The organism is Pandoraea sp. (assembly GCF_041919235.1).
In the GTDB taxonomy this organism is placed as follows: Bacteria; Pseudomonadota; Gammaproteobacteria; order Burkholderiales; family Burkholderiaceae; genus Pandoraea.
The window spans coordinates 43,176-62,064 of record NZ_JAYRUC010000013.1 but is presented as its reverse complement, the minus strand read 5'-3'; the positions used below and the strand labels follow the sequence as shown (position 1 = coordinate 62,064).

Annotated in this window: 19 protein-coding genes; 3 read left to right on the top strand and 16 right to left on the bottom strand. The window is 65.3% G+C overall.

The window, feature by feature from the left end; translation table 11 throughout:
- Positions 1 to 7: 7 nt before the first annotated feature.
- The 15 genes from ACE3UG_RS12280 to ACE3UG_RS12210 all read right to left on the bottom strand — a co-directional run bounded on the left by ACE3UG_RS12280 (position 8) and on the right by ACE3UG_RS12210 (position 14,032).
- Positions 8 to 1,039, bottom strand: coding sequence for a Rieske 2Fe-2S domain-containing protein (locus tag ACE3UG_RS12280; protein ID WP_374624245.1), 1,032 nt, complete (start codon positions 1,037 to 1,039; stop codon positions 8 to 10).
- Positions 1,040 to 1,105: 66 nt separating this feature from the next.
- On the bottom strand, positions 1,106 to 1,324 hold the full coding sequence (locus ACE3UG_RS12275) for a recombinase-like helix-turn-helix domain-containing protein (RefSeq protein WP_374624399.1): 219 nt from the start codon (positions 1,322 to 1,324) through the stop codon (positions 1,106 to 1,108).
- Positions 1,324 to 1,677, bottom strand: coding sequence for a hypothetical protein (locus ACE3UG_RS12270; RefSeq protein ID WP_374624243.1), 354 nt, complete (start codon positions 1,675 to 1,677; stop codon positions 1,324 to 1,326). Before ACE3UG_RS12270 ends, ACE3UG_RS12275 begins: the two co-directional genes overlap by 1 nt.
- A 13-nt stretch (positions 1,678 to 1,690) precedes the next feature.
- The gene (locus ACE3UG_RS12265; RefSeq protein ID WP_374624241.1) at positions 1,691 to 2,701 is read right to left on the bottom strand and encodes an ABC transporter substrate-binding protein; all 1,011 of its coding nucleotides are present in this window, start codon (positions 2,699 to 2,701) and stop codon (positions 1,691 to 1,693) included.
- 74 nt (positions 2,702 to 2,775) lie between these two features.
- Complete coding sequence (locus ACE3UG_RS12260; protein WP_374624239.1) at positions 2,776 to 4,272, bottom strand: aldehyde dehydrogenase; 1,497 nt, start codon at positions 4,270 to 4,272, stop codon at positions 2,776 to 2,778.
- 13 nt (positions 4,273 to 4,285) lie between these two features.
- A complete protein-coding gene (locus ACE3UG_RS12255) occupies positions 4,286 to 5,104 on the bottom strand; it encodes an aspartate dehydrogenase (RefSeq protein WP_374624237.1) in 819 nt (272 codons plus the stop codon).
- On the bottom strand, positions 5,097 to 6,749 hold the full coding sequence (locus ACE3UG_RS12250) for a thiamine pyrophosphate-binding protein (RefSeq protein ID WP_374624235.1): 1,653 nt from the start codon (positions 6,747 to 6,749) through the stop codon (positions 5,097 to 5,099). Before ACE3UG_RS12250 ends, ACE3UG_RS12255 begins: the two co-directional genes overlap by 8 nt.
- The gene (locus ACE3UG_RS12245; RefSeq protein ID WP_374624233.1) at positions 6,742 to 7,548 is read right to left on the bottom strand and encodes an SDR family oxidoreductase; all 807 of its coding nucleotides are present in this window, start codon (positions 7,546 to 7,548) and stop codon (positions 6,742 to 6,744) included. Before ACE3UG_RS12245 ends, ACE3UG_RS12250 begins: the two co-directional genes overlap by 8 nt.
- On the bottom strand, positions 7,545 to 8,519 hold the full coding sequence (locus ACE3UG_RS12240; protein WP_374624231.1) for an IclR family transcriptional regulator: 975 nt from the start codon (positions 8,517 to 8,519) through the stop codon (positions 7,545 to 7,547). The genes ACE3UG_RS12245 and ACE3UG_RS12240 overlap by 4 nt, the downstream gene beginning before the upstream one ends.
- A 1-nt stretch (position 8,520) precedes the next feature.
- The gene (locus ACE3UG_RS12235) at positions 8,521 to 9,429 is read right to left on the bottom strand and encodes an alpha/beta fold hydrolase (protein ID WP_374624229.1); all 909 of its coding nucleotides are present in this window, start codon (positions 9,427 to 9,429) and stop codon (positions 8,521 to 8,523) included.
- A 102-nt stretch (positions 9,430 to 9,531) separates the two neighbouring features.
- A complete protein-coding gene (locus ACE3UG_RS12230; protein ID WP_374624227.1) occupies positions 9,532 to 10,089 on the bottom strand; it encodes a cupin domain-containing protein in 558 nt (185 codons plus the stop codon).
- Between the two features lie 41 nt (positions 10,090 to 10,130).
- Positions 10,131 to 10,922 (bottom strand): SDR family oxidoreductase, encoded by a 792-nt coding sequence (locus ACE3UG_RS12225; protein WP_374624225.1) that lies wholly within the window; start codon positions 10,920 to 10,922, stop codon positions 10,131 to 10,133.
- Positions 10,923 to 10,940: 18 nt separating this feature from the next.
- The gene (locus ACE3UG_RS12220; RefSeq protein WP_374624223.1) at positions 10,941 to 11,723 is read right to left on the bottom strand and encodes an ABC transporter permease; all 783 of its coding nucleotides are present in this window, start codon (positions 11,721 to 11,723) and stop codon (positions 10,941 to 10,943) included.
- Between the two features lie 45 nt (positions 11,724 to 11,768).
- Positions 11,769 to 12,638 carry an ABC transporter ATP-binding protein gene (locus ACE3UG_RS12215; RefSeq protein ID WP_374624221.1) on the bottom strand — a complete coding sequence of 290 codons (870 nt, stop codon included), beginning with the start codon at positions 12,636 to 12,638 and terminating at the stop codon, positions 11,769 to 11,771.
- Between the two features lie 317 nt (positions 12,639 to 12,955).
- Positions 12,956 to 14,032, bottom strand: coding sequence for a porin (locus tag ACE3UG_RS12210; protein ID WP_374624219.1), 1,077 nt, complete (start codon positions 14,030 to 14,032; stop codon positions 12,956 to 12,958).
- Between the two features lie 493 nt (positions 14,033 to 14,525).
- Between ACE3UG_RS12210 and ACE3UG_RS12205 the strand changes: the two genes are divergently transcribed.
- Positions 14,526 to 15,683 carry an FAD-dependent monooxygenase gene (locus tag ACE3UG_RS12205; RefSeq protein ID WP_374624217.1) on the top strand — a complete coding sequence of 386 codons (1,158 nt, stop codon included), beginning with the start codon at positions 14,526 to 14,528 and terminating at the stop codon, positions 15,681 to 15,683.
- A gap of 64 nt (positions 15,684 to 15,747) precedes the next feature.
- The gene (locus ACE3UG_RS12200; protein WP_374624215.1) at positions 15,748 to 16,620 is read left to right on the top strand and encodes an IclR family transcriptional regulator; all 873 of its coding nucleotides are present in this window, start codon (positions 15,748 to 15,750) and stop codon (positions 16,618 to 16,620) included.
- Between the two features lie 74 nt (positions 16,621 to 16,694).
- On the opposite strand, the gene ACE3UG_RS12195 is transcribed toward ACE3UG_RS12200, so the two are convergent.
- A complete protein-coding gene (locus ACE3UG_RS12195) occupies positions 16,695 to 17,333 on the bottom strand; it encodes an ArsR/SmtB family transcription factor (RefSeq protein ID WP_374624397.1) in 639 nt (212 codons plus the stop codon).
- A gap of 207 nt (positions 17,334 to 17,540) precedes the next feature.
- Here ACE3UG_RS12195 and ACE3UG_RS12190 point away from each other — a divergent pair, with 207 nt between their 5' ends.
- Entirely contained in the window at positions 17,541 to 18,854 is a 1,314-nt protein-coding gene (locus ACE3UG_RS12190) for a hypothetical protein (RefSeq protein WP_374624213.1), read from the top strand.
- Positions 18,855 to 18,889 lie beyond the last annotated feature (35 nt).

Sequence of the window (18,889 nt, the reverse complement as noted above, 5' to 3'; positions counted from 1 at the left end):
GCGTGGCTTACGCCTTGCCCTGCTGCAAGCGTTCGAGTTCGGCCTTCGCCAGATTCTTCAGATGACGGCGCAGTCGCACGATCCCCATGTCGTGTTGATACAGATGCTCGTTCTGGTTGGCATCGGGTTCCATGTCCTCGAGCATCACGCGATCCTGCTCCAGCACCGCCCAATGACGTGCCTCGAGTCGGTTGCGATACAGGAAGCGCCACGTATCGCGCTGCCAGCCGTCGAGCTTGCGGCAACGCCAGTGGAACACGGCGGCGAGCGTCGGCGAGACCGGCGTGTAGCTGCCCACGATGACGAAGTTGCCGCCGGGCCCCCCCGTCTTCGGATACGGAATTTCCAGACGCATCCAATGGGTGCCGGTATCGGCCCACTCGGTCCAGTCGAAATTCACGTCGCGCTGGCCTTCCTTCTCGAAGACGAAGCCCCGGTCGGTGTCGCGGATGCGAAAGGCAGCCGTGTTATCGCCTTCGGCCATCGAATGCGACTGCTTGTGCAGATACGTGCCGTGCATCGGGTCCATCACGTTGTCGAGCACGTACCGGTAGTCGCCCTTCCATTCCGTGTAGCACAGGAACGACGAGAATTCGCCATCGGCATCGAGCTCTTCGGGCAACACCAGCGGCGGCGGCGTGTCGATGTTCTCGGCGGCGTTGTACAGCCAGATCGCGTCGTTACGCTCAACGATGTGATACGCCTGCGTCGGACGCGAGCCTTCGAGCTTGCAGCCCGGACTGCCCGGCACGCGCATCACGGTGCCGTCGCATCGCACCTGCACGCCGTGATATCCACAGGCAATGCGATCGCCCATCACGATGCCTTTGGAGAGCGGTGCGCCACGGTGCGGGCAATGGTCGTCAAGGGCATGCACCCGGTTGTCCTGATCGCGCCAGAACACCAGCTTCTTGCCCAGGCGGCGCAGCGACACCGGCTCGCGGCCGATCATGTGCGACGGGCAAATCGGATACCAGAGATTCTTCAGGCCGCGTTCGAGAATGGCGTCGGCGGTAAGGATAGGCTGTTGCGTAGTCATGGGGGACGTCTCCATCGCGGTCGTCACTCGCTTGCCAGCGGGCCACGATCGCACTCTGTGATGTTGTTACTCTTCGGCCATTCGGGCCATCTGCGCGATGTAGATCGCTTCGGTCCACACGTCACCGTCCTGCGGGCCGGGGCCGGTGCGATTCAGGTAGGCCACCAGCCCCGCCAGATCGTGCGTGCCCGCCGCGTAGGCGCGTTCGATGGCGTCGCCCAGCAGGCTTTCGTATTGCGTCGGCTCATGACGACGCGCTTGATGCGGTTCGAGATAACGGTCCATCATTTCCCTCCATTGCGAACCCGCTCGCGAATGCGCGCGTGCACGGGTACGAAGTCGTAAGTCGGATAGCATTCGGTGCGAAACACCCCCCAGGCCGAGCGCTCCAGCTCGACGTTGACCGCCGGCAGCAGATGCGGCGGCAGTTCGAGCGTGACGATCTGGCCGAAGCCCATCGCCACCGTCCAGGACACCACCCTCACACCGGCCGGCGGAAAACGCTCCCACCATTCGGCTGCCTTCAGGCGTTCCTGGAAATCGTCGAGACAGTTCGACTGATCGTGACGCAGAAACACCGTCAGCAACATCGTTTCGGGCTGGGCGGCGGGTGCGGCACCCGGGGCGTGTTCGTTCATGTGTCGTCTCGCGTCATTGCACGAACTGGTTGGTGAACAGGTCGGCCGGGTTCGACTTCTCGCGAATGACCTTTTCCTGCGCATAGAAGTCCTGCAGCTTCGCCACACGCGCCGGATCGAACGCACCGAGACGCTGTTGGCCCGGATACACGTTGCGGGCGTAATACGTCAGGATCTTCTCGATCTCGGCCTCTTTGCCCTTGTACCCCGGCACGGTCGCGCAGTATTCCTTGGCGGCACCCGCCGGGTCGCGCATGATCTCGGCCACCGACTTGATTGTGGCGCGAACGAACTTGCGAATCATCTCCGGCTTCTCGGCAATGGTCTTGTCCGATGCGAGAATCGCCTGTGCCATGCCCGGGAAATACTTGTCGGTCGAAGTCATGGTGACCTTCACGCCGGCGTCTTCGATGTTCTGCGCCCACTCGGGCGTGCCCACCATCGCTTCAGCCTTGCCCGTGGCCACCTGCTGCCACACGCCGGCCGGGCCTGCGCCCTGAATTCGCACGTCGTTACGTGTGAGTCCGGCGGAAGCAAGCACACCCAGCGTAGCGTAGAAACCGGTGTCCTGATACGCCAACACGGTGATCGTCTTGCCCTTCAGGTCGGCGGGCGATTTGATGTTCGCGTCGTCGCGCACGACCAGTTGATGCAGCGTGCGCCCGCCCAGCAGCGCCACGCCCTTGATGGGGATGCCGTTCGGGCGCAGCACGATCGGCGTGTCGCCCAGACCGCCGCCCAGATCGCCATTCCCCGAGGCAAGTTGCTTGCCGACGTCGGCGCCGCCTTGTACCGTCAGCCAGCGCACCGACAACCCCTCGGCCGCGTAGTACCCCTTCTTCTCGGCCAGCATCAGCGGCGCGAAGGCCGGCAGGTTGGCCGGGGCCGGGAGCAGATAGGTCATCTGCTGGAGTGCAGGCTGCGCCATCACCGGCGCCGCCAGGCTCGTCAGTCCAGCCACGGCGCACAGGCCAGCCACGCGACGCGCGCGGCGCACCAACGATCCACGGAAAATCGACAACATATCTCTGCCTCGCTCAAGTATCGGGTTACCGCAATGCCCTGTGCATCGCGGCTTGTGCTGCCACTTCGTGTCGCTCAAACCTTGCCCGCCCATCCGAGCGGGTTATCGTTCATGCCCCAGTAGAGACTCTTCTGGTTTGTGTACTCCAGCAGGCCAAGACGTCCTTTCTCACGTCCCGTGCCGCTCTCCTTCCATCCGCCGAACGGCGTCGAGATCGAGAACTGCTTATAGGTGTTGATCCAGACGGTGCCCGTCTCGAGTGCGCGTGCGACGCGCCACGCGCGCTTGTAGTCGCGCGTCCAGATACCGGCGGCCAGGCCATAGACGCTGTCGTTGGCCTCGGCCAGCAGATCGGCCTCGTTCTCGAACGGCAATACCGCCAGCACCGGCCCGAAGATCTCCTCCTGCACCATGCGCGCCTGGTTGGTCAGGCCTGCGATGATGGTCGGCAGGTAAAAATAACCCTTCTCGCGGCCGTCGCCCGCCGGACGCTCGCCGCCACACAACAGGCGGCCGCCCTCTTCCAGCCCGATGGCGACATAGCGCTCGATGGACTCGCGGTGCGACGCCGTCACGAGCGGTCCCATCTGCGTGTCTTCCCGCAGCGGATCGCCCACGTGCAGTTGCTTGGCGCCGGCCACAAGCCGCTCGACGAACGTGTCGAAAATCGCCTTGTGCACGAAAAGACGCGATCCCGCGATGCACGATTCACCCGATGAACTGAAGATGCCGTACAGCACCCCCGCCACAGCGTGATCGATATCGGCGTCTTCGAATACGATGGTCGGCGACTTGCCGCCCAGCTCCAGCGAGACCGGCATGAGTTTTTCTGCCGCCAGCCGCGCAATGCCCCGTCCGACTTCGGTGCCGCCGGTGAAGGCAACCTTCTTGACCTTGGGGTGGCGCACAAGGATGTCGCCAATGACCGACCCCTTGCCCGGCAAGACCGACAGCACGCCGCGCGGCACCCCGGCGGCTTCGCAGATGCGGCCAAGTTCGAGCGAGGCGAGCGGCGTGACCTCCGCCGGCTTGAGCACGACAGCGTTCCCCGCAGCGAGCGCCGGGGCGAGCTTCTGCGCGTCCGATGCAATCGGCGAATTCCACGGCGTGATGGCCGCCACGACACCGAGCGGCTCGTGCACGCTCATCGTCAAATAATCGCCACGCGAAGGCGTGAGCGTGTCTTCGAGCGTCTCGAGGCACGAAGCGAAGTATCGAAACGTGCTCGCGGCACTCGCCACGAGCGCGCGCGTCTCGCTGATCGGTTTGCCGTTGTCGCGCCGCTGCAAATGTGCGAGCGCCTCGGCGCGCTGCGTGATGCCGTCGGCCACACGATGCAGCACGGCTGCCCGTTGATGCGGCTTCAGCCCCGCCCAGTCGGCACGGCGCCAGGCCGCGTCGGCCGCCTCGACGGCTTCGACGGCGTCTTCGGCCCCCGCCGCCGCGATCTCGGCGTTCACGCTCTCGTCGGCCGGATACAGGCTCTGATAGCGCTTGCCGGTGCCGGCGCGCCATTCGCCGCCGACCAGAATGTCGCTCGAAAACCCTTGCAGCAAATCTTGATGGCTCATGATGCTCTTCCTGCTAGATCACACAGTTCGCAACGCGATTGCGTAGCGCGCGAATGGCCGAATACGCGGTCAGCGCCGATGTCTTCGGGTTGTCCGGCAGTGGCTTGCCGCACATCTCCAGCGACATCTCACCGAACGCCCCGCGCACCACGACGTAATGCACGTTGCGCGTGGTCGCGGGGTCGGCAATCAGACGCACGCGCGTCGCATCGAGCCCGAGACCCGCGATGGCAACCGTCGCCGCCACGTTCGCGTTCTTCGGATACAGCCGCGCCGCATCGCGGGCGCTGCCTTCGAATATCACGGTCGCCACGGTGAGCGACGCCAGATCGCAGACCTGCTCGGCGGGTGTGCCCTGCCAGCCCATCGGCGGCTTGCGGCCGGTGTACACCACTTCGTCCAGACCGCCCTCGCGCGCTGCCGCGATCGCATCGATCCCGCCAATGGCGCCGGAGAGCAGCGTGACGGTCGATGCGCCGTCCTTGGCGGCTTGTTCCAGTGCGGCGAGCAGATCGGTGTCGGACAGCGCACCAATCGACGCGACCGCACAATCCACGCCCGACTTGAGCAACGGCACGACGTGGCCCGATAGCGCGCTGTGACCCGCGCACTCGAGCACGAAGTCGGGACGGCTGGAGAGCGCCTGCGCCGACGACACCACTTCGGTGTCTGCACGCACGCTCTCCCGAACGCGGGCGGCAGCGTCTTCCGGCACGATCACATGGCCCACGCGCAGATACGGGTCGCCAGCGCACGCGTCGTAGACCTTCGAGCCGATCGCGCCAAAGCCGATCAGCGCGACATCCACGGGACGGTGGTTCAACTCATGCATTCGCAGGCTCCCGTACCGGCGGACCGGCAAAATGCGACGCAAAATTGCCGACCGACAGCATGTCGACTTCGAGCAGCACCGGACCGTCGTGCGCGACGGCGCGGGCGATCGCCCCTTCCGCCTGATCGATGGCCGTGATGCGCTCGTGCCTGAGCTGCAGACTCGCGCAGAACGCGGCGAAATCCGGCTGGTGGAGCTGCACGTAGTGACGTCGGCCGCCGTACTGTGCATCCTGGATATTGCGGATCACGCCGTAGCACTGATCGTTCATCAACAGGATGATGACGGGCGCCTTCTCCTGCACGGCGGTGGCGAGCTCGCCCACGTTGACCATCAGGCCGCCGTCGCCGCACAGGGCCACGGTCTTCCTGGCGTTGCCCGCGAGCGCCGCGCCAATCCCCATTTGCATTCCCTGACCGATACCGCCGCCCAACGCATGCACGCCCGCGCGCGGCGAGAAGACCTTCAGCAGCCGGTTACCCCATGTGCTGTTCGAGATCGTGACGTCGCGCACCCAGTTGAAGTCGCGACCCAGCGCGCCTTGCAGCGCCGCGACGAGTTGACGGTACGGGCCGAGGCCTTCCGAGACCTGCTTGACTGCCGCGTCGCGCGCCGCCGCGAGATCGGCGTGGAACGCCGGATCGACTGAGAGACGCCCTTGCAGACGGTCCGCAAGCGCGTTGAGCACCCGTGCGGCGTCGCCCTGAATGAACAGGTCGTTGCGATACCCACGGCCGTCTGCCAGACCGTCGGCGTCGACGCGATAGAGCGGGCGCGGCAGCGCCAGTTTGTACTTGAGCGTTTCGTTTCCGCGCAAGCGCGAGCCCACGACAAGCACGGCGTCGCACGTTCTGTAGAACTTCTCGACCGTCGGATGGAGGTTGAACGCGCCGAGCGTGGCGGCATGGTCTTCCGGCACGATGCCGCGCCCTTGCACGCTGGTCACGACGCCGAAGCCCAGGTCGACCAGGCGCTTGACGGCGGCTTCAGCGCCGCGTGCACCACCGCCCAGCCACAGCAGCGGGCGGTGCGCGGCGGCCAGCTTGTCGGCCAGCTCGGCGACGCGGGTGTCGTCATGCGTCGGCACCACAATGTGCGGGGCCGTCAGATCGGCGGGCCATTCGATTTCGGCGGCCTGAATGTCGATGGGGATCTCCACGCTCACCGGGCCGGTCGGTGCCGTGAGCGCAGCGCGCACGGCCTCGCGCACGGTCGAGAGCGCCGTGTCGACGCAACGCACGCGGTAGGCGGCTTTCGAGATCGCGTTCAGCATGCTGAGCTGGTCCGGCGCCTCGTGAATGTAGGCGAGATCGCGGTCGAGGTATTCCGTTTCGATCTGGCCGGTAATGTGCAGCACCGGGGTGCCGGCCGTGAGCGCTTCGACCATGGCGCCGGCCGCATTGCCCGCAGCGGTGCCCGTGCTCGTGAATGCCACGCCGAGCCCCCCCGAAACGCGCGCGAGGCCGTCGGCCATGTTCAGCGCACCGGCTTCGCCGCGCGCGCCGACGTAACGGATCTTCTCGCGTCGCGCAATGGCGTCGAGAATCGGCATGTTGTGAATCGAGATCACGCCGAACGCGGTCTTCACACCGCACTGTTCGAGAAACGCCGCGATGACTTCGCCGACGGTGGTTTTGTTAGACATGTCTTGCCAAGCCTCCGGAAACATCGATGTGACTGCCCGTCGTGTAAGACGACTGCGGGCTCGCCAGGAAAAAGATTGCTGCGGCCGCCTCTTCAGGCTTGCCCAGACGTTGCAACTGGATTTGCTTCTTGCGGGCCAACTCGCCGGTCCATGCCTCCCAGGTCTTGCCATCGCCCTGCTCGGCAAAGCGGCGGCGCCACTGGCCCGACTCCACCAGCCCGATCAGGATGGCGTTGACACGCACGCCATCGGGCGCGAACTCGCTCGCCATCGAGCGCACCAGGTTCTGGACCCCGGCGCGCGCCGACGACGTCGCCACCATGTGCGGCTCCGGTTGGAGCGCCAGCAGCGAGTTGACGCAGACGATGGCGGCATCGCCCGTCTCGCGCGCCGCCTCGCGCAGCATCGGCAGGCACGCCCGCGTGGTACGAATGACGCTGAAGTACTTCAGCTCCAACTCCTCGCGCCAGGCGTCGTCGGTCGTGTCCGCAAACGTCGACACACGGCCCTGACCCGCGTTGTTGACGAGCATGTCGAGACGACCGAACTCGCGGCGAATACGTTCGGCCAGCGCCGCGACGTCGCTTGCATCGAGCACGTCGCACTTCGCCGCGATGAGACGCGCTTCGGGATGGCGCTCGCGCAACTGCGCTTCGGCCTGTGCAAGACGCTCGGGGTTGCGCCCGCAGATAGCGACAGCGGCGCCTGCGTCGAGCAGCCGCGCGGCCGTGGCAAGGCCGATGCCGGACGAGCCGCCAGTGATCAGCGCCGCGCGCTGGGTGAGGTCGATCTTGATCATTTCAATCCCAGTGACTTCATGTAGGGGGTGGTACGGCCATCGGTGCCCGGCCGGTAGTTCAGGCGGTGCGAAAGGGCGTCGGCCGCCTCGCGCACCTGTCCGATCAGGCCCGCATCAAGCATCGACGCGTCGATGTTGGCGCGCGGAATCGTGACCGTGATGGCCGCGCAGATACGACCTGCATCGTTGCGCACCGGCGCGCTCACCACACTAATGCCGCGCTCGAACGACGATGCCGACACGGCGTAGCCGCGTTCGGCGTCTTCGCGCACGCGTTCGAACAACTCGATGACCGTCTCGGGCGTCTGCGGCGTGTATTTTTCGAGCGTTTTTTCCGGATACAGCGCGCGAAGTTCGGCCAGCGTCAGATCGCCCATCAGCACATGGCCGTGCACGGTCGCATGCGCGGGCAGACGCGTGCCGACGTTGACCTTGATCGAATTGAACACGCCTGCGACGCTCTGCGCCTTCGCCACGAACACGATGTCGCGACCGTCTCGGATCACGATGTGCGACGTGAGCTGGGTTGCGTCGCGCAGCCGTTCGATGATCGGAATGCCCAGATCGGTCAGCTCCAGCGAGCTCAGGTACTCGAAGCCCAGACGCAGCACGGCCACGCCCAGACGGAAATTCTTCTCGCCGCCGGCACGCTCCAGGAAGCCCATCGCCTCGAGCGTCTGCAACAAGCGGAACACCGTCGTTCGCGGAATGCCCAGCCGCTGCGAAAGTTCCGGCGCGCTGAATACCGGCTCGCGCGGCGAGAATTGCGTGAGAATCCGCAGCCCGCGCTCGAGCCCCGGCACCAGGTAGCGCGACTCGGCGGCTGCGCCTTCGACGATGTCGTCGCCATCGCTGTCGCCGTCGCGCTCGCGCTCGCCCTGCACGCCTGGTACGTCTTGCAGGCTCATCGTGTCCGCTTCGGTCAACGCGTCGGACGGTACTGCTGCGCGTTTGCGGGTTGCCGGTGCCATATCAACGCCCTCCTGCCGCGATACGTTCTAGCCACGCGGCAAGTGCCGCGTTCAGAACGTCCGGCGTTTCGATATACGACGCGTGCCCCGCGCCGTCCAGGATCTGCAGCGGCACACCCGCCACCTCGGCAATCGTCTGACAGAGCGCCGGTGGCGTAACGGCATCCTGTGCGCCCACCGCCACCGCCACCGGCCCCGCGTTCGCCGCCACGTATCGCGCCAATTCGCTGGCGACATCGCCATTCGCGAGCAGATGCGTTGCCTGACGGTAGCCCTCGGGCAACACACGTGCCATATTCCATTTCACCCAGGCGCGCGGCAGGTTCGCGGCGTTCGCCGCGACGAGGTTGTCGCTGCGCTCGCGCGCCATGCCGGCCGGACCGAGCGTGTCGAGCATCGCCAGCCGGCTCGCCCGCTTGGACAAACGCACCGCCGGATCGGCCTTGCCGTAGCCGGCTGCGGGAGAGCAGAGAAAGAGACCGCGCACCCGCTGCGGCGCACGGCTTGCAAATTTCGTCGCCATGATCGCGCCGAGGGAGTGCCCCACGAGCGCGACGCTTTCAAGCCCCAGCGCATCGAGCCACGCTTCGAGGGCGTCGGCATAGACGTCGGCGTGCGGTTCGGCATCGGCGACATTCGACGTCTGCCCGTAGCCCGGCGCATCCCATGCATATAGCTCCGCCGCCCATCCCGTCGCTTCGAACTGTGCCAGCCAGGACGCCGCGCCGGACCCGATGCCATGCAGCATCACCACCGGCATGCCACCGTCGACGCGTGTCCCGGCGCAGCGATAGCCGACGATGCCCATGCGGGTGGCGACGGTGCGGTACGGGAAGGCGCCAAGGCGCGCGCGCATCGGCGCGACGGCGGCATCTTCGGGGACTTCGGACAGAGAGACTTCGGCTTGCATGGTGTCGACTGAACGTCCTGCTTCGTGAATTCCTGCCGGTGCTGCGCTTGCCTAAGGCAAACACGTCACCGGACGTTGCGGGGTGTCACCCGCCTGGTGGCCTTACTTCAACTCACGCTTGATCTTCGCGAGCGGCGAATCCGGCGGGTACGTCGGCGTGACCGGCTTTTGCGAGCCGAGCATCACGCACATGAGCGCGTCTTCGTCACCGATATTGATTTCCGTGCGGTACACACCCGGCGGCACCGAGATCAGATCACGCTCGCCAAGAACGGCTTCCCATGTCTCGCCGTCGCGCTCGCAGATCACCTTCATCTTTCCGCGCATCACGAAGAAGATTTCTTCCACATCCATGTGGATGTGGCTCGGGCCGATGTTGCCGGCCGGGATTACCATCGTGGAGAACGTGAAGTGACCGGCGGGCACGGTGTTGATGTCCTTGGCCACACCCGTGCCGCCCGTGCCGACGTAGCGCATTTGTGCGCGGCGGTACTTCGGGTCGTAGTCAGCCTGGAACTTGAGGGCATCCCAGTCGTACTTGCGCGTCGAGAAACGCGCCACGCGCGTCTCCAGCCAGTCGCCGAACGCCTGGCCTTCGGCCTGTGTCCAGCTCTCGACTGCCTGCGGTGTCGCGGTGTTTTTTGCTTCGGCTTGCGCCATGGTGTCACTCCTTGAAGGCGTTGCGAATGAGGGGTGGCTCGTCAGGGCATGACGAAGCCGCCGTTGACCGGCAGCACCTGCCCGGTCACGAAACGGGAAGCATCGGAGAGCAGGAACAGCACCGGGCCGATCACGTCGTCGGGCACCTGAGCGCGCGGCAGCGCGCGTCCCTCCAGATAGTGGCGATGGCGCTCGGCGGGCACGTAGGCCGTGGCTTCGACCTCGACGAGCCCCGGCGCAACGGCGTTGACGGTAATGCCGTCGGGGCCGAGCTCACGGGCGAGCGAGCGCGTCATCGACATCACCGCACCCTTGCTGGCGGCGTAGGCCAGCAGACGAGGCGCACCCCACAGCGCGGTATCCGAGGCGATGTTCACCACGCGCCCCTGGCCCGAGGCACGCAGAAACGGCAGCGCCGCCATCGTCATGAGCCAGGTGCCGCGCACGTTGACGTTCATGACCGCGTCCCACGTCTCGATGCTCAACTCGGTGGCCAGCTTGCCGCCCGAGTTGGTAATGGCGCCGTTGTTGACCAGCCCGTCGATGCCGCCCATGCGTTCGGCAGCCGTCTTCGCGGCGGCTTCCACCGACGCGGGGTCGGCCAGATCGACACGCACGAAAGACACGCGATAGCCCGCATCGCACAATTCGGTGGCAAGCGCCTGCGCCTCGTTCACCGCGATGTCGGCAATCGTGACCTGGGCGCCGCGAGCGAGCGCGGCGCGGACGAAACCCTCGCCGAGGCCGCGTGCGCCACCGGTAATCAACAGCTTCTTGCCGTCAAGCGGCGCCAGGGTGCCGACGTCGAGCGGGAGGATGGGCAGTTCGTTCACGTTGGAATTCCTTGTCGCTCACGCGATGTTCATGGCAGCACGCGGCACGTAGTGCAGTGCGCGGCGCTCCAGCCAGACCACGGCCGCATAGGCCGCGATGCCAATGACGGTGAGGCCCGCGATGGAGACGAACACCATTGCGGTATTGCCCTGGCCTTCGCCATACACGAGCAGATAGCCCAGGCCACGGTCGCCGCCCACCAGCTCACCCACGGTCACGCCAATGACGGCCAACGTCGACGCAATGCGCAAGCCTGCGAAGAGCGCCTGCATGGCCGACGGGAATTCAACGAAGCGGAAGATCTGCCAGCGGCGGCCGCACAGGGCGCGCACCAGATTGACCATGTCCGGATCGACGGCACGCACCGCACCGAGCACGTTGATCATCACGGGGAAGAAGACAATCAGCACCGCCACGAGGATCTTCGGATAGATCGTGTAGCCCATCCACATGACGAACAGCGGTGCAAACGCGACTTTCGGGGCGATCTGCAACGCAAGGATGTACGGCGAGAGCATGGCTTCGGTCGACGGCGACAGGCCGAGGATCACGCCGATCACCACGCCCAGCGCCGAGCCGATCACGAAGCCCGCGATCACTTCGAGCGCCGTCACGCCGATGTGCAGCCACAGGTTCTCGGCTTTGAACATGCGCACGCCTTCGACCACCGTCGACGACAGTTTGGGCAACACGAATTCGGGCACGCCGAAGGCCGTCGGGCCCCATTGCCAGATGGCCGCGAAGATCAGCAGCAATACCAAGCTGCCAGCGGTCAGTTGCATTTTGGATAGCGATTTCATAGCGGAGAGTCCAGTGTCTTGCGAAGTCGAAGGCGTAGGCGTGGATCAGCCCAGATGGTCGTCGCGGCCGACCTTGAGCAGTTCCATCAAATGGGCCACGTACTCGTTCATGCCGGCCTGTTTGCGACGCTCGATCGGGTTGTCGCGATGCGGCAGATCGATGGTGATTTCTTCGATGATCGTGCCCGGGCGCTCGCTCATCACGAACACGCGGTCCGACAGCGCAATCGCTTCGGCGAGATCGTGGGTAATCATCAGCGCGGTCTTGCCTTCGGCGGCAAGCATCTGCGCGAGATCCTGCTGAAGCACCATCTTGGTCTGCGCGTCGAGCGCCGAGAACGGCTCGTCCATGAGCAGCACGTCCGGCTCGATCGCCAGCGTACGCGCGAGCGCCGCGCGCTGGCGCATACCGCCCGAGAGCTGGTGGGGATAGTGATTTTCGAACCCCTTCAGATGGCAGCGCGCAAGCAACGCCTTGGCAACCGCTGCGCGCTCGGTCTTGCTGCGCCCGCGAATCTGCATGCCCAGCTCGACATTCTTCTGAATCGATCGCCACGGCATGAGCAGATCCTTCTGCAACATGAACGCGACCTGCTGCGACGGGCCGCGCACCGGCTTGCCCGCGAGCGTTACCTGCCCCTCGCTGGGCGCGTACAAACCCGCGCCCATGTTCAGCAGCGTGCTCTTGCCACAGCCGCTCGGGCCGATCAGCGAGACGAACTCACCGGCCTTGATGCCGATGGAGACGTTCGAGACGGCCGTCATCTCGCCCTTGCCCTGGCGATTTTTGAACCGACGCGTGACGCCGCGGTATTCGATGGCGAACGGCAAGGGTGCCGCCACCGGCTGCGCCTGACGTGCGTCGGCATACACCTCGGCTACGTTCGCGTCCTTCAACTGAATCGACCTGAGCATGGGAAACCACCGTCTTCCTGGATGTTCAACTTGCCTCGGGCAGCCGGCTGCGTCACTTCGCTTGCACGGCTTGCCAGCCTGTCTTTCTCTCGGTGAGAGCGTTTCATATGTGAAACGTTGATTTACTTATGGATCAATTATAGGGAGTGATTCGCGTAGTCAAAATTGTTTTTTGCCTAGGGGAAACCCGCACCCACTGGCTTGTCGCGGCATGTGAGAACGACCGGGACGAAAAAAACGCCGGCGAGCAGTCGCTGGCCGGCGTGTGAAGTGACACCTTTGGGTGATGCTAGAAATGCGCTTGCGTTGCAAGGGGGTCAGAACGAGTGATGCACGCCCGACATGATGACGAGCTGATTGCCGCTCGATGACGCACCGATCGTGTTGATCGCCGTCACCGCGCCATTGCCGCTCGCATGCTGGTACACCCCGCTCACGTACACCTGTGTGCGCTTGGAGAAGGCATAGACGTCGCCCAGGCTGACCTGCGTCCAGCGCTTGCCCGACAGGCTGGTGGTCGCCGCGCCGAAGGTGATCGTGTTAGCAGCGCCGGTTGCGTAGTTGGCACCGCCGTCGAACGACTGGTACGTATCGCTATAGCCGGGCGACTGAAGTTTCACGCGCGTGTACAAGGCGTGCAACAGCCACGGTCCGAAGCCGTACGAGAGCCCCGCGCCCATGTTCTCGACGTTCGCCGCCGCATAGCTGCCGACCGCCTGCCCCTGGAAGGTCGCGCCGCCGAGCACGGCAACGTTCGGCGTGCGGTTGTTTTCGTTCGAGTACACGGCAGACGCCTTGAAACCGCCGTTCGTGTAGTTCGCGGCCACGCTCCACTTGCGGCCGTTGGCGAAGTTCGTGTTGTTGCCGAACGAGATCATGCTGCCCGCCTTGAAACCGGCGAAATCCGGCGTGACGTAGCGCACCGAGTTGTCGACCTGCACGACGGACGTGTTCGCCAGTTCGTCGAGGTTACCCGGGTGGAACATGTACCAGTTCATCCCCAGATAGGCCGTGCTCATTGGGCCCAGCCAGTCGAAGTTGAACGTGGTCATGTGACCAATGGTGAGCGTGCCCATCCTGTCCGACTGCAAGCCCACCCACGACTGGCGGTTGAACATCGAACCCGCCTTGATCGTGTTGCCGGTGAGCGTCGAGAAGCCGTTTTCCAGCATGAAGATGGCGCGGTTGCCCCCGCCCAGATCTTCCACGCCGCGCAGGCCCCAGCGATCCGGCTGTGTGCCGCCCTGCTGAGCGATCCAGTTCGCGTTGCCGCCCTGGTTGTTCACGAACGCCATGCCGGCATCGAGACTGCCGTAGATCGTGACGTTGCTCTGCGCGTGCGCTGCCAACGGCACACCCGCCGCCAGCAGCATTGCCGCGGCCAGCTTCGTCATGCCTGGGATCCGCCCCATCGGAAACCGCTTCATCTGTGTACTCCTGTCGTTCGATGATTCGAGAACGGTGAAGACGCCGGCGATAGCGCGTGGCAACCCAAGCCGGTCACACCTGCCGCGCGTTTGCATTTTCGACGTTCCACCTATGAAACGTTGGATTACTTATGAAACCAACTGTGCAGAGCTTAGGCCAGGTCATGCACGACTCCCGCAGCGGAGATGCACGAATTGATGAGAGAAAATTGGCGTGCTAGCGCGCGTGCGAGCCGCGCCAACTCGCCGTCCTTCCGGGGACTCACGAGGTGCAGCGCTTCGCGCGGATGTTACCGGGCGCCCAATGTCTTCGCCAATTCTTGCCCTGTCGTTTCCTCGGGACTTACCCGAGGATGGCTTGCGGTGAATCGAATCAAAAATAATAATATTTGAACATCATGTTCATATTTGAACGTTTTATTTTTCTGAGTTATCGACACTTTTGTCAAAGGATGTCCTCATGCAAGCTCCTCTCATCGGCATTAACGGTGCCGGCATTGGCGGTCTGGCTGCCGCCATCGGTTTGCTCCGCGCGGGATTTCGCGTGCGTGTGTATGAGCAGGCGACGCAGTTCGCCCGGGTCGGCGCGGACATCAACCTGACCCCCAATGCGGTACGCGCGCTCGACGGCCTGGGTGTCGGCGACGCATTGCGCAAGAGCGCAGCACAACCGAGCCATCGCATCAGCCGCACGTGGAATTCCGGCGAGGAGACCTCACGTCTGGAGATGGCCCGAACGGCGCAGACGAAGTACGGTGCGCCGCAGCTCACGATGCACCGCGCCGACCTGCTGCAAGCGCTGGAGCAAGCCGTGCCCGCCGAGTCGATCGCGTTGGGCAGGAAGCTCGTGGCGTTTGAAGCGCCAGGCGAGTCGCAGACGGGCCGCGTTCGGTTGACGTTCGCGGACGGCACGCAGGACGATGTCGATGTACTCATCGGTGCCGACGGAATCCACTCGGTCGTGCGCACCGGCCTGTTCGGGCCGGAGTCGCCGGAGTTCACGGGCGTGGTGGCGTACCGTGCCGTGGTGCCTGCGGACAAGCTCGGCGGCGTACCGAATCTCGGCGCGTTCACGAAATGGTGGGGACCGAATCCGTCGAGCCAGATCGTGACCTTTCCGCTCAATCTCGGCCGCGACATTTTCGTGTTCGCTACAACACCGCAGCAGAGCTGGACGCTGGAATCGTGGACCGCACCGGGCGATGTCCATGAGTTGCGCGCCATGTATGCCGACTATCACCCTGAAGCCCGCGCCTTGCTCGACGCGTGCGACAGCGTGCTGAAGTCGGCCTTGTACGTGCGCGATCCGCTGCCGCAGTGGTCGCGCGATCGCGTGTCGTTGCTTGGCGACGCCTGCCACCCGATGATGCCTTTCATGGCGCAGGGGGCGGGCATGGCGATCGAAGACGCTGTGGTACTGTCTCGCCACTTGGCCGCTGCGGGTCCGAGCGCCGATGCTTCGACGCTCGCCGCCGCGCTGGCAAGCTATGAGGCGTCGCGACGCGAGCGCACGGCACGTGTGCAGATCGGCTCGCGCGGCAACCAATGGCTCAAGGAAGGCGGCAACGCCGATTGGGTCTATGAGTACGACGCGTGGCAAGTCCCGCTCGCGGCCTGAGCGAACCATGGCAGCGCCAGCCCAAGCGCTGCGCCGCGCTGTCCCGATGAATGGAATCGAACGCATGACCCAAGCTTCGCAAAACGGCGCGCCGTCAATGGATGGCGCCACGGCCGACGCACACGACAACGCACAAGACAACGCACAGACGGGCCTTGTGACACCGGTCATGCGCGCGCTCAAGCTGCTGCGTTTCGTGGCGGACGGTGGATCGACGGCCAATATCAGCGATGTCGGCCGCCGCATCGGTGTGAATCGCGTGACCGTCATGCGCTTGATCGAGACGCTGCAATTCGAGGGGGTGTTGGAGCCTCTGCCGCAGGGCGGCCATCGGCTCGGATTGCGCTTCCTGACGCTTGCGACCAGCGCGCTTGCTGGCGAGGATCACTTGGCCACGGCGCGGCGCGTGCTCACGCGCGTTACCAACGAGACCGGGCTGTCGAGCTACCTGACGGTGCTCGACGGTGCGCAGGTTCGCTATTTGCTGTGCGAAACGCCAGCGTTGCCGCTTGTGAGCAATATCCGCGCCGGCAGTCGCGTCACGGCACACCTGACGGCACCGGGCCGGTCGTTGCTCGCGCATCTGAGCAACGAGCGCCGCCGCGCACTGCTCGGCCCGGAACCGCTCGCTGCCGCCACGGCGCAAAGTGCGCGCACGTATGCAGCGCTCGAGGCTCAACTCACCCGCGATCGCGACGCCGGATGCGCCTGGAGTCAGGACGGCTTCGAAGCAGGCATCGACGCCTGCGCCGCCGCGGTGCTCGACGGTCACGGCCGACCGTTGGCAGCCCTGAGCGTTGCGGGACCGCGCGCGTTGGTGGGCACCGATGCGCTGACGCGCGAGCGTACCGCACGCGCCGTCAAATCGGGCGCCGCCGATCTCGCCGTCTTGCTGGCCGATGCGCCCGCCTTTCTTTCGGCTGCCGAACGGACATGAGCCCCGTCTCGCCCCAGGTAGCACGATGGCTGCAACCCTGTTAGTCGCGGCGTCTGCCCCGGCAGCGTCGAGCGTTACCGGCGGATCGCGATAGCCGAGAGTTCATTTTCGCCAAGCGGCGTGACGCGCAAGGCGCGCGGCTCGCGGGTCGGCTCCAACCATTTGGCGTCGAGGCAGGTGCGAAGCAGCGCCGCGCCCAACGCGCCGCCGAGGTGGGGCTTGCGTTCGCTCCAGTCAGGACAAGTGCAGGCGAAACGACGCCGACGCGCACGCGCAGCCGTGAGGTCGACACCGAGGGCGCTCAATCCATCGACACCTGCGTCGGTCAACGCTACATCGCTGCCGTCGATGCGCAGCCAGCGATGCTCGCGCATCCGCGCGAAGAGATCGACGGCAATCTCCCCAGCCAGATGGTCGTAGCAAGTGCGTGCGTGGCGCAGAGGCACCGGCGTGGAACGGCCGACGGGCACCGGGCGCGGACGCAGTTCTCGCGTGGCCAGCACGGCACTGGCGAGCGCCTCGATGGCGGCGGCCGTCTCGGGCGTGGCGATGCGGAAGTACCGGTGGCGTCCACGCGCTTCCTGCGCAAGGACGCCGCCGTCGACAAGACGCGCCAGATGTCCGCTGGCGCTGGAGGGGGAAAGTCCGGCGACCAGGGCCAGTTCGCCCGCCGGGCGCGCCGACCCGTCCATCAATGCCCAAAGCATCGTCATGCGACCGGCATCGGCAAGCAGCGCCGCGAGCGAGCTGACATTTGGGGCGTGATCTCTGGCGATGTCCACAGCTGGGCTCCGGTGAAGAATGTGAAGCCCAGTATAGGCCCCACGATGCGTTCAACACTTCAGCACATGATGAACCGTGCCGGTCGTGCGGTGCGTCATGATCGGTGTTATCGAAACACCACTGAGCGCCTGCCCGCCATGCCCACCGCCAACGTCGCCTCCCCTGCCGTATTGCCGCCCGCCAACGCCCTGGCCGCCGTCGTTCACCCCAACCCGTATCCGTACTACCAATCGCTCGCCTCGCAACGCCCGTTCGACTTCGATGTCTCCCTCGGCATGTGGGTCGCCGCAGGGCCGCAAGCGCTGGCGGCCGTGCTGCGGCATCCGGCTTGCGGCGTTCGGCCTGTCGGCGCGCGGGTTCCGGCCGCGTTGGCCAACGGTGCCGCCGGCGACTGGTTCGGTGCACTCGTGCGCATGAACGACGGATCGGCCCACGCCGCCATGAAGCCGTGGATCAAAGCGCGCCTCGCCACGCTGCATGCCGATGGCGCCACACTCGCCAGGCTGCATGACGCGAGCCAGGCCGCTTGCGCAGACGCCTATCTCGCCTGTGGAGACTCACCCACCGCCCGCCTCGACGACTTCGTCTTCCGCCAGCCGATTTACGCGCTCGCGGCATGGCTTGGCGTTGCGCCCCCTCAGTGGGCAGACGTCTTTGACGACGTTCGCAAACTGGTCGCGGCGATGGCGGAATCCGCCAAGCCCTCGCCGCGCGCCGACGTGCTCGCACGCGGACACAGCGCCGCCAGCACCCTGCGCGCGCGCGCCATGCGCTGGCTCGACAATGACGCGGTCTCGGGCACCTGGTTGCACGACACAGCACGAAGCGCAGCACGCGATGACGCCATCGATTACAGCGTGCTCACCGCGAATGTGGTCGGCCTGTTCACGCAGGCGCATGACGCGTGTGCGGGACTCGTCGCAAACAGTCTGCGTCGGCTCTCACAACACGAGCAACATGAGCAACACGAGCAACATAAGCAACATGCGCAACATGAGCAATATGGGGAAGCCGAGCGAAACGCGCTACCGACGCCCCGGCCCCTCGCCACCGGCCGCGCAATGCTTCCCGCCAATCTGGCCGTCGCCATCTCGGCAGTGAATGAAGTCATCCGGCACGATCCGCCCATCCAGAACACGCGACGCTTCCTGCACGCGCCGGCCGTCATCGGTGAGCGAACGCTGGCGCGCGGCGACGCAATACTGGTTGTGCTTGCCGCCACGCCCGCCGCCACGCCCGCCGGTGCATCGCCGGACGATGTGGCCTGGACGTTTGGGCACGGTGCACATGCCTGCCCGGGCCGCTCGCCCGCCAGTACGATTGCCGCCCTCGGCGTCCAGGCGATTCTCGACAGCGGTGTCGAGTTCTCGTGCGTGACGCACGGCACGGCCTATCACCCGCTCGGCAACGTTCGCATCGCCCGTTTTCAAGGAGACGCCGCGACCTCATAAGACAAATTTCCATCTCTGCGGTACGTGTTTTATTT

Bases quoted from the DNA above. Each gene is read 5' to 3' on its own strand.
- ACE3UG_RS12280 (WP_374624245.1), bottom strand. From the start codon at position 1,039: ATGACTACGCAACAGCCTATCCTTACCGCCGACGCCATTCTCGAACGC.
- ACE3UG_RS12275 (WP_374624399.1), bottom strand. From the start codon at position 1,324: ATGGACCGTTATCTCGAACCGCATCAAGCGCGTCGTCATGAGCCGACG.
- ACE3UG_RS12270 (WP_374624243.1), bottom strand. From the start codon at position 1,677: ATGAACGAACACGCCCCGGGTGCCGCACCCGCCGCCCAGCCCGAAACG.
- ACE3UG_RS12265 (WP_374624241.1), bottom strand. From the start codon at position 2,701: ATGTTGTCGATTTTCCGTGGATCGTTGGTGCGCCGCGCGCGTCGCGTG.
- ACE3UG_RS12260 (WP_374624239.1), bottom strand. From the start codon at position 4,272: ATGAGCCATCAAGATTTGCTGCAAGGGTTTTCGAGCGACATTCTGGTC.
- ACE3UG_RS12255 (WP_374624237.1), bottom strand. From the start codon at position 5,104: ATGCATGAGTTGAACCACCGTCCCGTGGATGTCGCGCTGATCGGCTTT.
- ACE3UG_RS12250 (WP_374624235.1), bottom strand. From the start codon at position 6,749: ATGTCTAACAAAACCACCGTCGGCGAAGTCATCGCGGCGTTTCTCGAA.
- ACE3UG_RS12245 (WP_374624233.1), bottom strand. From the start codon at position 7,548: ATGATCAAGATCGACCTCACCCAGCGCGCGGCGCTGATCACTGGCGGC.
- ACE3UG_RS12240 (WP_374624231.1), bottom strand. From the start codon at position 8,519: ATGGCACCGGCAACCCGCAAACGCGCAGCAGTACCGTCCGACGCGTTG.
- ACE3UG_RS12235 (WP_374624229.1), bottom strand. From the start codon at position 9,429: ATGCAAGCCGAAGTCTCTCTGTCCGAAGTCCCCGAAGATGCCGCCGTC.
- ACE3UG_RS12230 (WP_374624227.1), bottom strand. From the start codon at position 10,089: ATGGCGCAAGCCGAAGCAAAAAACACCGCGACACCGCAGGCAGTCGAG.
- ACE3UG_RS12220 (WP_374624223.1), bottom strand. From the start codon at position 11,723: ATGAAATCGCTATCCAAAATGCAACTGACCGCTGGCAGCTTGGTATTG.
- ACE3UG_RS12215 (WP_374624221.1), bottom strand. From the start codon at position 12,638: ATGCTCAGGTCGATTCAGTTGAAGGACGCGAACGTAGCCGAGGTGTAT.
- ACE3UG_RS12210 (WP_374624219.1), bottom strand. From the start codon at position 14,032: ATGACGAAGCTGGCCGCGGCAATGCTGCTGGCGGCGGGTGTGCCGTTG.
- ACE3UG_RS12205 (WP_374624217.1), top strand. From the start codon at position 14,526: ATGCAAGCTCCTCTCATCGGCATTAACGGTGCCGGCATTGGCGGTCTG.
- ACE3UG_RS12200 (WP_374624215.1), top strand. From the start codon at position 15,748: ATGACCCAAGCTTCGCAAAACGGCGCGCCGTCAATGGATGGCGCCACG.
- ACE3UG_RS12195 (WP_374624397.1), bottom strand. From the start codon at position 17,333: ATGACGATGCTTTGGGCATTGATGGACGGGTCGGCGCGCCCGGCGGGC.
- ACE3UG_RS12190 (WP_374624213.1), top strand. From the start codon at position 17,541: ATGCCCACCGCCAACGTCGCCTCCCCTGCCGTATTGCCGCCCGCCAAC.